The organism is Streptomyces sp. AC602_WCS936, from assembly GCF_019049125.1.
GTDB lineage: Bacteria > Actinomycetota > Actinomycetes > Streptomycetales > Streptomycetaceae > Streptomyces.
The window spans coordinates 182,989-195,962 of record NZ_JAGMUF010000021.1 but is presented as its reverse complement, the minus strand read 5'-3'; the positions used below and the strand labels follow the sequence as shown (position 1 = coordinate 195,962).

The following is a 12,974-nucleotide window of genomic DNA, read 5'->3' as shown; positions in this document are numbered from 1 at the left end:
GCAGACCGATATCTGTAACCGGCCTGTGGCAGTAAGCGCACGAAAACGCGAGACCTGCGCATTACCTTCTCTTTACACTCGACGGGGACGGTAACTCGTGAACCGCCCCAGGGGAGGACGATCACGGTGAACAGGACCACGGCGTACGCCACGACCTCGGGTCTCGCGCTGCCCAAGCAGCCCGTCGCCCCGGCACCTCAGGCGTGCGCCGAACTGCCCGCACCCGTCGTCCGCGACCTGAGGGACCGCGGCGGCCGCAGCCCGCACGCCCTGCTCTTCGGACCCCGGGACCTGGTGGTGATCACCGGCCTGCCCGGCAGCGGCAAGTCCACGCTGATGGAGCGCACCGTGCGCGGCCGGCGCATCGACTCCCAGGACACCCGTGACCGCTGGGACCGCCGCATGCCGCGCTTCCTGCCGTACGCCCTCTACCGCCCCCTCGTCCGCCTCGCCCACTACGCCGGACTGCGCGAGGCGCTGCGCTCCGGTGAGGGTGTCGTCGTGCACGACTGCGGCACGCAGTCCTGGGTGCGCGCCTGGCTGGCCCGCGAGGCCCGCCGCCGCGAGGGCACCCTGCACCTGCTGCTCCTCGACGTCGACGCCGACGACGCGCTGGCCGGCCAGCGGGAGCGAGGCCGGGGCGTGTCCCGGTACGCCTTCCTGCGGCACCGCACGGCCAACACCCGCCTGCTGCGCGCGGTGACCGAGGGCACCCTGCCCGCGGGCTGCACCTCGGCCGTCCTCCTGGACCGTGCCGCGGCCGACACGCTCCACCGGATCGCGTTCACCGGGTGACGCACCGTAGGGCCGCACACCCGAACGGGTTAGCCTTTTCAGCCACAGCAGCGGTACCAGGCAGGCGGTAGGCGGACAGATGGACTTCCCGGCACAGGCGCACCCCCACCCGCACGGCGGATGGCCCGGCAACGAGCTGGAGGAGGTGCTGTCCGCCTCCCTCGGCGTCCCGTCGGCCGGCGGCCGGATCGTGGAGGTGCTCGGCCGCAGCTTCCTGTGGATACCCCTGCCGAACGGCGGCGGCCCGCACAGCGGCCCCCTCGACCTGCCCTCGCTGGAGATCGACGGCCAGGCCTACGTCCCGGTGTTCAGCTCCGAGGAGCAGCTCCGCCAGGTCGCCGGCGCGCAGATGGGGTACACCGTCGCCCCGGCCGTGGAGTTCGCCCGGGGCCTGCCCCCGCAGGTCGGCATCGCCGTCAACCCGGACGGCGTGGTCGGCATCCCGCTGCCGCCGCCCGCCGTGGCCGAGCTGTGCCGAGCCGGCCGCACCCCGCTGGACGGGCCCGCGTCCGGCGGCCGGGTCCGCCTCTTCGAACCGGACTGGCAGGACGACCCGGTGGACTTCCTGGCCGCCGCCTCCGCCGAGTTCGCCGCGACCGGCGTCGTCCGCACCGCCCGCCGCTGCATGGCCGCCATCGAGACCGCCGACCCGGTGGTCTTCGTAGGCGTCGAACTCACCCACTGGGAGGACGACGCCCGCACCCTCCCCCTGGACGCCCTCGGCCGAGCCCTCACCAAGGCCCCCCTGAAGACCCAGGTCAACCTGGTCCTCCTGGAGGCGGCCCAGGACCCGGTCTGCGACTGGCTGCGAACGAACGTCCACCCCTTCTACGACCGGGACTTGTAATCGCCGGGTAGGGAATCGCACCCAAGGGGCGCGGGGAACTGCGCGCGCAACCACGACGAACCCGCACCCGCCAACGCACACCACCCCCCGAGCTCATAGGCGCCCCCCACCCCGCGGAGCCTTAAGCTGGGTTCACAACCGGGGAACTTCTCGAAGGGGCGATACACGTGAGCGCCAGCGGCACCACGACCGGACAGGTCGAGCACATGCTGCGCCAGGTGACCCCCGGGCGCTACGACGCTTACGAGGCCCTGCTCCGCGCGCTCGCCACCCCCACCTCCGGCCAGGTCTGGATGCTGCTCTGGCACGGCCAGGCCGGCTCCCCGGACGCCCAGTACGGGAACATGGAGGTCGACGGCTTCGGCTACGCGCCCTGCGTCACCTCCGCCCAGGAGCTGTCGGCCAGCGGCTGGAACCGGTCGTACGAGGTGGTCGACGGCCTGGAGGCGGCCCGCGCCCTCTACCCCGACCACTACGGCCTGTGGCTCAACCCGCACGCCCCCGGCGGCGGCGTCGGCATCCCCTGGCTGGATCTGCGCCGCATCGCCTCCGGCCTGGACCGCCAGCCCGCCGGCCCGCTGCGGCTGTCCGAACCGGCCATCGAGGTCCCGCAGTTCTACGCCCTGCTCGCGCAGAACGCCCACCGCACCCCCGCGGTCCGCGCGTTGCGCCGCGCCTGGGTGCAGCCGGCGCTCGGGGCGCCGTACCTCGCCATCGGTCTCGACGTGTACGACACCTCCCCGCCGGCCGTCGACGCGGTGCGCGCGATGATGCAGCAGTCCGTCGGCGCGGTCCCGGACGGGCTGCCCGTGTCGACCGTCGCGATGACCGACGCCCACGACCCGGTCGCCATGTGGCTGCGTGCCAACGCCCGCCCGTTCTACGACCGCGAGGCCCACGCGGCCGCCCCCGCACAGGCACCGGCGGGCGGGTACGGATACCCTCCGGCCCAGGGCCGGTACTGACCGCCCGGCGACTCCTCCCGTCCGCGGTGGACGGACATCTTCGCGCGTAGACGAAGGCGGATGGCACCACTGTGCCACCGATGCCCCAACTCGTCCGCGTCCGGCCCCCGTTACCCACTGTCCGGATAACGGAACACCTCGAACAGCATCACGGTTGCGCATCCATTCCCCGTCAAGTCTGGCTACAGATCGCCAAAGCGTTGAAGACTCCCGCACCAAGGGGTGGTTGTTCGCCCCTGTGTACGACGGACTGATCACGCCGCTACAGCGGCAAGTGCGGGCCGGCTACCGCCGGTTGAGAGGGGTCCCTGCCAGATGACGGCACCATTGCACGAGCCGACCGCGGAGGCGGCCCCGAGCGCGGCCGAGGAAGCGGCGGTTGCCGGCGGCGAGGCCAAGGCGGTTCAGGGGCGTTCCCTCGGCCGCATCGCCTGGGAGCGCCTGAAGCGGGACAAGCTGGCCCTCGCGGGCGGCATCGTCGTGCTCTTCCTCATCGTCGTCGCGATCCTCGCGCCCCTGATCACCTCGCTCTACGGCCAGGACCCCAACGAATTCCACGAGGACCTGATCGACCCGCTGTTCGGCACGCCCACCGGCTCCCTGGGGGGCATGAGCGGTGAGCACTGGCTGGGCGTCGAGCCGGTCAACGGCCGCGACATCTTCGCCCGCATCGTCCACGGCGCCCGGATCTCGCTCCTCGTCGGCTTCCTGTCCGCGATCGTGGCCGTGATCATCGGTACCGTCCTCGGCGTCCTGGCCGGCTTCTTCGGCGGCTGGGTCGACGCCCTCATCAGCCGGATCATGGACGGCCTGCTGGCCTTCCCGCAGCTGCTTTTCATCATCGCGCTGGTCTCGGTCATGCCGGACAGCATGCTGGGCCTCAGCGGCACCGGTGTCCGCCTGCTCATGATGATCCTGGTCATCGGCTTCTTCGGCTGGCCCTACATCGGCCGTGTGGTCCGCGGTCAGACCCTCTCCATGCGCGAGCGGGAGTACGTCGAGGCCGCCCGGTCCCTGGGTGCCGGACGCTTCTACATCCTGTTCAAGGAACTGCTGCCCAACCTGGTGGCGCCGATCATCGTCTACACGACGATGATGATCCCGACCAACATCCTCACCGAGGCCGCACTCAGCTTCCTGGGCGTGGGCGTCAAGCCGCCCACCTCCTCCTGGGGGCAGATGCTGTCGAGCGCGATCGACTACTACAAGTCGGATCCCATGTACATGGTGATCCCGGGTGTGGCGATCTTCATCACCGTTCTTGCCTTCAACCTCTTCGGTGACGGCGTACGCGACGCGCTGGACCCGAAGGGCTCCCGCTGACCTGCCGTTCCGTAAAGCGACCCGTGGCACCTGCACGGGGTCTCTCATCTAATCCGGAGGATCCGAGATCGTGACTACCCAACGCACCTCAGGGCGGCGCAAGCAGGCTTTGGCCGCTGCCGCAGTGGTCGCCGCGCTGCTGACCACGGCGGCGTGCGGCGGCGGCGGAGACGACAGCGGCGGCGGCTCGAAGAACGGCGCGCCCGGCTTCAACGCGGCCAACAACAAGGTCGCCCAGGCCTCCGCGGCCAAGAAGGGCGGCACGCTGAAGTTCGCGAGCACGCAGGACGCCGACTCGTGGGACACCACGCGCGGCTACTACGGCTTCATGTGGAACTTCTCCCGCTACTACAGCCGCCAGCTCGTCACGAACAAGACCGAGCCGGGCAAGGCGGGCGCGGAGGTCACCCCCGACCTCGCCACCGGTCTCGCCAAGGTCTCCGACGACGGCAAGACGTACACGTACACCCTGCGTGACGGCGTCACCTGGGAGGACGGCAAGCCGATCACCTCCAAGGACGTCAAGTACGGCATCGAGCGCGTCTGGGCGCAGGACGTGCTGTCCGGCGGTCCGACGTACCTCAAGGAGGTGCTCGACCCCAAGGACGAGTACCCGGGTCCGTACAAGGACAAGTCCAAGGACAAGCTGGGTCTGAAGGCGATCGAGACGCCGGACGACAAGACCATCGTCTTCAAGCTGCCGAAGGCCAACTCGGACTTCGAGGAGATGCTGGCGCTGACCTCGGCGTCCCCGGTCCGCCAGGACAAGGACACCAAGTCCAAGTACGGCCTGCGCCCGTTCTCCTCGGGCCCGTACAAGTTCGAGTCCTACAACCCCGGCAAGGACCTCACCCTGGTCCGCAACACCGAGTGGAACCAGGACTCGGACCCGGTCCGCAAGGCGTACCCGGACAAGATCACGATCAAGTTCTTCTCCAACGCCAACGACCTGGACGCCCGTCTCATCGCGGGTGACTACGACCTGGACCTCGCCCAGACCGGTCTGTCCCCGCAGGGCCGCACCACCGCCCTGAAGGAGCACAAGGAGAACCTGGACAACCCGGTCTCCGGCTACATCCGCTACGCGACCTTCGCGACGAACGTGAAGCCGTTCGACAACATCCACTGCCGCAAGGCCATGATCTACGGCGCCGACCACGTCTCGCTGCAGACCGCGCGCGGCGGCCCGATCGCCGGCGGTGACATCGGCACCAACATGCTGCCGCCGTCCGTCCCGGGTTCCGAGGGCCAGAAGTACGACCCGTACCAGATCGCCGGTGCCAACAAGAAGGGCAACGTCGAGAAGGCCAAGGAAGAGCTGAAGGCCTGCGGCAAGCCCAACGGCTTCAAGAGCAAGATCGCCGTCCGCAACAACAAGCCGGTCGAGGTCGCCACGGCCGAGTCGATGCAGGCGTCGCTGAAGAAGGTCGGCATCGACCTCGAGATCGAGCAGTACGACGGCTCGCAGTACGCCAGCGTCGTCGGCAGCCCCTCGAACGTGGCCAAGAAGGGCTACGGCGTCATCATCATGGGCTGGGGTCCGGACTTCCCGTCCGTCCAGGGCTACGGTCTGCCGCTGTGGCACAGCGACTACATCCTTGAGAGCGCCAACAACAACTTCGCGCTGATCAAGGACAAGGAGATCGACGGCCTGTTCGACGACTACCTGACCGAGCTGGACGACGCCGGCAAGGCCAAGATCGCCACGGAGATCAACCACAAGGTGATGGAGGGCGCTTACTACCTGCCCTTCGTCTTCGAGAAGTTCATCAACTGGCGCTCGGACAACCTGGCGAACGTGTACACCACCGACGGCTACAGCGGTATGTACGACTTCGTCAACCTCGGTCTGAAGAACCCGAAGAAGTAACCGGCACACCCGCCGTACGGCACGAAAGGCAGGTGAAGGCCGGCGCGGCGTGACCGCGGGCACCGGACGATCTCCGGTGCCCGCGGTCCGCAGCGGGCCGCACGCTGTGCTCGCTTACCTCATCAGGCGGCTGTTCGCCGCCGCAGTGATGCTGGTGGTCATCATCCTGGTGGTCTTCTGCATCTTCTTCCTCGTCCCCAAGTGGGCGGGCGTCGACATCGCCCTGAACTACGTGGGCAAGCAGGCCGGCCCCGACGCCGTCGAGGCCGTGCGGCAGAAGCTGAGCCTCGACGACCCGGTCGTCGTCCAGGCCTGGGAGTTCATCAAGGGCATCTTCGTGGGGCGCACCTACGCCTCCGGCGGCGACGTGACCAACTGCGCCGCGCCGTGCTTCGGGTACTCCTTCAAGACCGAGCAGGCCGTCTGGCCCGTGCTGACCGAGCGCTTCCCGGTGACCCTGGCCCTCGCTCTCGGTGCCGCCGTGCTCTGGCTGATCTTCGGCCTCGCCGCCGGTGTGCTCTCCGCGCTGAAGCGGGGCACCCTGTGGGACCGCGGCGCGATGATCGTCGCGCTCGCGGGCGTCTCCCTCCCCATCTACTTCACCGGTCTGCTCAGCCTGGCGATCTTCTCCTACGGCCTGGGCTGGATCGACGGACAGTTCGTGCCCCTGGAGGACAGCCTCACCGGCTGGCTCGGCGGCATGATCCTGCCCTGGGTCACCCTGGCCTTCCTGTACGCCGCGATGTACGCCCGGATCACCCGGGCCACCATGATGGAGATCCTCGGCGAGGACTACATCCGCACCGCGCGCGCCAAGGGCCTGAGGGAACCGGTCGTCATCCGCAAGCACGCCATGCGGTCGACGCTGACCCCGCTGCTCACCATGCTCGGCATGGACCTCGGCGCCCTCATGGGCGGCGCGATCCTCACCGAGACCACGTTCAGCCTCCCCGGCCTCGGCCAGAAGGTCCTGGACGCGATCCAGAACCAGGACCTGCCGTTTATCCTGGGCGTCACCCTGATTACTTCCTGCGCGGTGCTGATCGCCAACCTCGTGGTGGACGTCCTGTACGCCGTGATCGACCCCCGAGTGAGGCTCGCATGACCGACCTCAGCAAGAGCGGAGCAGCCGTGGGCGAGCCCACCGGCTCCTCGCCCACGCCGAGCGCCTTCCTGGAAGTACGCGACCTGAAGGTGCACTTCCCGACCGACGACGGCCTGGTCAAGTCCGTCGACGGGCTCAGCTTCCAGCTGGAGCGGGGCAAGACCCTCGGCATCGTCGGCGAGTCCGGCTCCGGCAAGTCGGTGACCTCGCTCGGCATCATGGGCCTGCACACCGCCGGCCAGTACGGCAAGCGCAAGGCGCAGATCTCCGGCGAGATCTGGCTGGACGGCACCGAGCTGCTCTCCGCCGACCCGGACCACGTGCGCAAGCTGCGCGGCCGCGAGATGGCGATGATCTTCCAGGACCCGCTGTCCGCGCTGCACCCGTACTACACGATCGGGCAGCAGATCGTGGAGGCGTACCGCATCCACCACGACGTGGACAAGAAGACCGCCAAGCGCCGCGCGGTGGAGATGCTCGACCGCGTCGGCATCCCGCAGCCGGACAAGCGGGTGGACAGCTACCCGCACGAGTTCTCCGGCGGTATGCGCCAGCGCGCGATGATCGCGATGTCGCTGGTCAACAACCCCGAGCTGCTCATCGCGGACGAGCCGACCACCGCCCTGGACGTGACCGTCCAGGCGCAGATCCTCGACCTCATCCGGGACCTGCAGAAGGAGTTCGGCTCCGCGGTCATCGTCATCACCCACGACCTGGGCGTCGTCGCCGAGCTGGCCGACGACCTGCTGGTGATGTACGGCGGCCGGTGCGTCGAGCGGGGCCCGGCGGAGAAGGTGTTCTACGAGCCCCGGCACCCCTACACCTGGGGCCTGCTCGGCTCGATGCCGCGGCTCGACCGCGACCAGCAGGAGCGCCTCATCCCGGTCAAGGGCTCCCCGCCCTCCCTGATCAACCTCCCGTCCGGCTGCGCCTTCAACCCGCGCTGCCCGTACGCCGACGTGCCCAAGGACGATGTCACCCGCACGGTCCGCCCCGAGCTGACCGAGGTCGGCAGCAAGCACTGGGCCGCCTGCCACATGTCGCAGGAGCAGCGGGAGCGGATCTGGACCGAAGAGATTGCGCCGAAGCTGTGAGCGACGAAGCAAAGGCAAAGGCAGAGGACGAAGCGGTGACCATCCCGGCACAGAGCGACGGCTCGGCAGGTACTGCCACCCTCGCCAAGGACGCCGCCCGCGGCGAGACCCTGCTGAAGGTGACCGGGCTGCAGAAGCACTTCCCGATCAAGAAGGGCCTGCTGCAGCGCCAGGTCGGCGCGGTGCGCGCCGTCGACGGCATCGACTTCGAGGTCCGCTCCGGGGAAACCCTCGGCGTCGTGGGCGAGTCGGGCTGCGGCAAGTCGACCATGGGCCGGCTGATCACCCGGCTGCTGGAGCCGACCGCCGGCAAGGTCGAGTTCGAGGGCAAGGACATCACCCACCTCGGGGTCGGCGGCATGCGCCCGCTGCGCCGCGACGTGCAGATGATCTTCCAGGACCCGTACTCGTCGCTGAACCCGCGCCACACCATCGGCACGATCGTCAGCGCCCCCTTCAAGCTCCAGGGCGTCCAGCCCGAGGGCGGAGTCAAGAAGGAGGTCCAGCGGCTGCTGTCGGTGGTCGGCCTCAACCCCGAGCACTACAACCGCTACCCGCACGAATTCTCCGGCGGTCAGCGCCAGCGCATCGGCATCGCCCGCGCGCTCGCGCTCAACCCCAAGCTGGTCGTGGCCGACGAGCCGGTCTCCGCGCTCGACGTGTCGATCCAGGCCCAGGTCGTCAACCTCCTCGACGACCTCCAGCAGGAGCTGGGCCTGACGTACGTGATCATCGCGCACGACCTGTCCGTGGTCCGGCACGTCTCGGACCGGATCGCGGTGATGTACCTCGGCAAGATCATGGAGCTGGCCGACCGCGACCTGCTCTACAAGTCGCCGATGCACCCGTACACCAAGGCGCTGATGTCGGCGGTCCCGATCCCGGACCCGGCGCGGCGCGGCGCCAAGAGCGAGCGCATCCTGCTCAAGGGCGACGTGCCCTCGCCGATCTCCCCGCCGAGCGGCTGCCGCTTCCACACCCGGTGCTGGAAGGCGACGGAGGTCTGCAAGACGACCGAGCCGCCGCTGAAGGAGCTGCGGCCCGGTCAGCAGGTCGCCTGCCACCACCCGGAGAACTTCGAGGACCAGGCCCCGCAGGACGTCGTCCTGCTCTCCGACGCCAAGGAGGCGGCGGAGCTGGTGGCTGAGGACGCGCTCGCCGAGTCGGCCCGGACCTCGGCGGCGGTGGCCGCGGAGGTGGAGGACACGGAGACCGAGACTCCGGAGCCGGAGCCGGACGCAAAGGGAGCGAAGGCTGCCGAGGACACCGACGAGGAGCCTCCCGCCAAGGAGAAGTGACCCCGCGGCGCCCCTGCCGCACCGGTGAGCCCCCGCCTTCGTTTGCAAGGCGAGGGCTCACCGGCAGGTGAGAATGGCAGGGTGTACGAGCAACTCTTCACCCCCACCGTCCAGCACACGCTCGACCTGGTCGGCATCTTCGTCTTCGCCATCTCCGGCGCGCTGCTGGCCGTACGCAAGAACTTCGACGTGTTCGGCATCGCCGTCCTCGCCGAGGTCACCGCGCTGGGCGGGGGACTGTTCCGGGACCTGGTCATCGGCGCCGTACCGCCCGCCGCCTTCACGGACCTGGGGTACTTCGTCACCCCGCTGTTCGCCACCGCGCTGGTCTTCTTCCTCCACCCGCACGTGGAGCGCCTCCAGACCGGCGTGAACGTCTTCGACGCGGCGGGCCTCGGCCTGTTCTGTGTCGCCGGCACCACCAAGGCCTACGACTACGGGCTGGGCCTGACCGCCTCCGCCTGCCTGGGCCTGGCCACCGCCGTGGGCGGCGGCGTGCTGCGGGACGTCCTCGCCAACGAGGTGCCCTCGCTGCTGCGCTGGGACCGCGACCTGTACGCCGTCCCCGCGATCGTCGGCGCCACCATGGTCGCCCTCTGCATCCGCTACGAGGCCCTCACCCCGTTCACCACCGGGCTCGCGGTGGTCACCGCCTTCGTCCTGCGGCTGCTCGCCCTGCGCTTCCACTGGCGGGCCCCGCGCGCCTGGAACCGGCGGTCGGGTGTGGTGGAGGGGGAGTGAGTCACGGGCGGTGCGGGATGTCCGTGCGCGGCATGTCCTTGATGAAGACCACGCCGTCGATCGAGGGCAGGTGGTCCGGGGCGAGCGGCGCGTAGCCGAACCAGGGGGACTTGCGGGGAGCGGGCGCCGGGTGACCGAGGGCGGCGGCCAGCCGGGCGGCGTCGACGAGGCAGCGGTCCTGAGGGAGGGCGTACAGGAGCCCTTCGAGGGTGTCCGGCGGCGGCGTGTCCACACCCTGGTGCCGGATGGTGCCGAGGGCCGTGGCGACGAAGGCGTACTCCTCGCCGAGCCGCGCGCTCACCAGCGCACCGGCACTCCACCACTCCACCGGCCCCTGCCACATCCGCATGCCGCTCTTCTCCCGCTGGAGGTGGGCATTCTGCGCGTGGACGAGCACCGGGCCCCGGTCGGCGAGCGCGAGCAGGTTGTCCGCCATCATCCGGTCCCGCAGGCCCAGCAGCCGGTTCATGCGAGCCGGTGAGGGGTCGGCCATCCAGGAGTGGTAACGCAGCAGGCCGGTGGCGGTACGTCCGTACAGGAGCGCCCGGTCCAGGCCCTCCCGGCCCTCCCGCGAGCCCGCCGCGAGCAGTCGCGGTGCCTGCTCGTCGAGCAGCGACACCAGGTCGTCGGCGAGCAGTCGCAGCTCCCGGGCCTCGGCCGACCGCCCCACCGACCGGGCCGGGTCCGTCATCGCGGCGGGATCCGTCCACCGTTCGTCCGGACCCAGCAGACGGTCCAGGGTCTCCGCGTCGCAGGGGAGCAGACCGGCGTCCACCCGGTCCGCGAGACAGGCGTGCAGGGCGTTGAGGGCCCGCCTCGGGCTCTCGGCGTGGGTGATCTCCAGCGGGCCGTCGAAACCGGCGAACCGGACGCGTTCGGAGGCGGGCCGGCCCTCGTTGTACGCCCGCATCCAGCGCACCAGTTCCCGGTTGGCGGCGGACGCGCCGAACCCGTGGCTGAACCCGCGTTCCATGGCCTCGTCGAGCGTGCCCGCGCCCGAGGTGACGTGATCGTCGACGACCAGCCCCGTCAGGCAGTCGCTCTCGATCGCGATCGTCCGGTAGCCCTCCTCCTCGACCAGTCGCCGGAACAACTCGTTGCGCACCTCGAGCAGCAGCTCCTCGCCATGGGTCGGCTCGCCCAGCGCGAGCATCCGGGGCCGGGCCGGCAGCAGCTCCATGAGGGCGGCGGCCTCGACGGCACGGGCGGTGTCCTTGATGTTGGTAGCCATGCATTCAACGCTATCGTTGAACTTTCGGTGGAGACTTTCCAGCGATAACGTCGGTCTCGTGGCCCGAAACCTTCAAAGTGACGAACAGCTGCGCCCGGTGGACCTGGCGCGCGGCCACGGCCTGTCCACGCAGGCCGTCCGGAACTACGAGGAGTCCGGCATCCTCCCGGCCGCCGGTCGCACGGACAGCGGATACCGCACCTACACCCCGCTGCACGCGCGCGCCCTCGGCGCCTTCCTCGCCCTGGTGCCTGGGCACGGCCACCAGACCGCGGCGTCGATCATGCGGGCCGTCAACCGGGACACGGAGGGAGAGGCGTTCCGGCTCATCGACGAGAGCCACGCCCAGCTGCTCGCCGACCGGCGGACCCTCCAGGCGGTGGAGCGCGCGCTGCGCGACCTGACGTCCGCGCCCGCCGCGGAAGCGCCCGGCCGAGGTGGCGTGTTCGTCGGGCCGCTGGCCCAGGAGCTGGGCATCCGTCCCGCGACGCTGCGGAAGTGGGAGCGCGCCGGACTGGTCCGTCCCTGCCGGGACCCACTGACGGGGTACCGCGTCTACGACGAAACGGACGTACGCGACGCCCGGCTGGTTCACCAACTCCGGCGGGGCGGCTATCTGCTGGAGCAGATCGCCCCGGTGATCGGCCAGGTGCGCGGGGCCGGAGGACTGGAGCCGCTGGAGGCCGCCCTGCGGGACTGGCACGACCGGGTGTCCGCCCGCGGACGGGCGATGCTGGCGGGCGCCGCCGAGCTGGAGGCGTACCTGCGGGAGCGCTCCTGAGACACTCAGAAAAGCTACCGCTTAGTAATTGCGTGTTGTACCGTACAGCCATGCCAGAAGCAGCCTCCGCAGCGGCCACGCGGGCCACCATCGGCGACAGCGAGTTCGACCGGGACACCGCCGTCTCCCGGCGCACCCCCGGTGTCTACGACATCGACCTCTCCGCCGGATGGACGATCATCAACGCCGTCAACGGCGGCTACTTGCTGGCCGTCCTGGGCCGCGCCCTCGGGGACGCCCTCCCGCACACCGATCCCTTCACCGTCTCGGCGCACTACCTCACCGCCTCCCAGCCGGGCCCGGCGGTCGTGCGCACCGAGACCGTCCGGACCGGGCGCACACTCTCCACCGGCCAGGCCTCCCTCTTCCAGTACGACGACGAGGGCAACGAGGTCGAGCGCATCCGCGTCCTCGCCTCCTACGGCGACCTCGACACGCTGCCCGACGACGTCCGCACCTCGGCGAAGCCGCCCGCCATCCCGCCGATGGACCAGTGCTTCGGCCCGGAGGACGGCCCCGCCCCCGTCGACGGCAGTTCCGCCATCGCCGACCGCCTGATGCTCAAGCTGGACCCCGCCACGCTGGGGTGGGCGCTCGGGCAGCCCTCAGGCCGGGGTGAGATGCGGGCCTGGTTCGGCCTCGCCGACGGCCGTGACGCCGACCCTCTCTCGCTGCTCCTCGCGGTGGACGCGCTGCCGCCCACCGCCTTCGAGCTGGGGCTGAAGGGCTGGGTGCCGACGGTCGAGCTGACCGTGCACGTGCGCTGCCGTCCGGCCCCGGGCCCGCTGCGCGTCTCCATCACCACCCGCAACCTCGCCGGCGGCTTCCTGGAGGAGGACGCCGAGGTCTGGGACAGCGCCGACCGCCTGGTCTCCCAGTCCCGCCAGCTCGCCCGGGTCCGCCTCGGCTGACCGGGGCCGCCTC

At 70.2% G+C, this 12,974-nt stretch carries 12 protein-coding genes; 11 read left to right on the top strand and 1 reads right to left on the bottom strand.

The window, feature by feature from the left end; translation table 11 throughout:
* The first annotated feature begins 126 nt into the window (after nt 1–126).
* The 9 genes from KUM03_RS10870 (at nt 127) to KUM03_RS10830 (ending at nt 10,038) form a co-directional block, all read left to right on the top strand.
* A complete protein-coding gene (locus KUM03_RS10870; RefSeq protein WP_217246819.1) occupies nt 127–795 on the top strand; it encodes an AAA family ATPase in 669 nt (222 codons plus the stop codon).
* Nucleotides 796–874: 79 nt separating this feature from the next.
* On the top strand, nt 875–1,642 hold the full coding sequence (locus KUM03_RS10865; RefSeq protein WP_217246818.1) for an enhanced serine sensitivity protein SseB: 768 nt from the start codon (nt 875–877) through the stop codon (nt 1,640–1,642).
* A 167-nt stretch (nt 1,643–1,809) separates the two neighbouring features.
* Nucleotides 1,810–2,607, top strand: coding sequence for an enhanced serine sensitivity protein SseB C-terminal domain-containing protein (locus KUM03_RS10860; RefSeq protein ID WP_217246817.1), 798 nt, complete (start codon nt 1,810–1,812; stop codon nt 2,605–2,607).
* Between the two features lie 315 nt (nt 2,608–2,922).
* Nucleotides 2,923–3,930 carry an ABC transporter permease gene (locus KUM03_RS10855; RefSeq protein WP_217246816.1) on the top strand — a complete coding sequence of 336 codons (1,008 nt, stop codon included), beginning with the start codon at nt 2,923–2,925 and terminating at the stop codon, nt 3,928–3,930.
* Between the two features lie 70 nt (nt 3,931–4,000).
* Entirely contained in the window at nt 4,001–5,800 is a 1,800-nt protein-coding gene (locus KUM03_RS10850) for an ABC transporter substrate-binding protein (RefSeq protein ID WP_217246815.1), read from the top strand.
* Nucleotides 5,801–5,906: 106 nt separating this feature from the next.
* Nucleotides 5,907–6,905 carry an ABC transporter permease gene (locus KUM03_RS10845; protein WP_217246869.1) on the top strand — a complete coding sequence of 333 codons (999 nt, stop codon included), beginning with the start codon at nt 5,907–5,909 and terminating at the stop codon, nt 6,903–6,905.
* The gene (locus KUM03_RS10840) at nt 6,902–7,999 is read left to right on the top strand and encodes an ABC transporter ATP-binding protein (protein WP_217246814.1); all 1,098 of its coding nucleotides are present in this window, start codon (nt 6,902–6,904) and stop codon (nt 7,997–7,999) included. The genes KUM03_RS10845 and KUM03_RS10840 overlap by 4 nt, the downstream gene beginning before the upstream one ends.
* A 35-nt stretch (nt 8,000–8,034) precedes the next feature.
* The gene (locus KUM03_RS10835) at nt 8,035–9,297 is read left to right on the top strand and encodes an ABC transporter ATP-binding protein (protein ID WP_217246813.1); all 1,263 of its coding nucleotides are present in this window, start codon (nt 8,035–8,037) and stop codon (nt 9,295–9,297) included.
* 81 nt (nt 9,298–9,378) lie between these two features.
* On the top strand, nt 9,379–10,038 hold the full coding sequence (locus KUM03_RS10830) for a trimeric intracellular cation channel family protein (protein WP_073731674.1): 660 nt from the start codon (nt 9,379–9,381) through the stop codon (nt 10,036–10,038).
* A gap of 1 nt (nt 10,039) precedes the next feature.
* On the opposite strand, the gene KUM03_RS10825 is transcribed toward KUM03_RS10830, so the two are convergent.
* Complete coding sequence (locus KUM03_RS10825) at nt 10,040–11,269, bottom strand: erythromycin esterase family protein (protein ID WP_217246812.1); 1,230 nt, start codon at nt 11,267–11,269, stop codon at nt 10,040–10,042.
* A gap of 58 nt (nt 11,270–11,327) precedes the next feature.
* On the opposite strand from KUM03_RS10825, the gene KUM03_RS10820 reads away from it, so the two are divergent.
* Nucleotides 11,328–12,050: a TioE family transcriptional regulator gene (locus KUM03_RS10820; RefSeq protein ID WP_217246811.1), complete on the top strand. Its 723-nt coding sequence runs from the start codon at nt 11,328–11,330 to the stop codon at nt 12,048–12,050.
* A 50-nt stretch (nt 12,051–12,100) separates the two neighbouring features.
* A complete protein-coding gene (locus tag KUM03_RS10815; protein ID WP_217246810.1) occupies nt 12,101–12,961 on the top strand; it encodes a thioesterase family protein in 861 nt (286 codons plus the stop codon).
* Nucleotides 12,962–12,974 lie beyond the last annotated feature (13 nt).

Coding starts and splice junctions, on each gene's coding strand:
- KUM03_RS10825 (WP_217246812.1), bottom strand. CDS start 11,269: ATGGCTACCAACATCAAGGACACCGCCCGTGCCGTCGAGGCCGCCGCC.
- KUM03_RS10865 (WP_217246818.1), top strand. CDS start 875: ATGGACTTCCCGGCACAGGCGCACCCCCACCCGCACGGCGGATGGCCC.
- KUM03_RS10855 (WP_217246816.1), top strand. CDS start 2,923: ATGACGGCACCATTGCACGAGCCGACCGCGGAGGCGGCCCCGAGCGCG.
- KUM03_RS10815 (WP_217246810.1), top strand. CDS start 12,101: ATGCCAGAAGCAGCCTCCGCAGCGGCCACGCGGGCCACCATCGGCGAC.
- KUM03_RS10840 (WP_217246814.1), top strand. CDS start 6,902: ATGACCGACCTCAGCAAGAGCGGAGCAGCCGTGGGCGAGCCCACCGGC.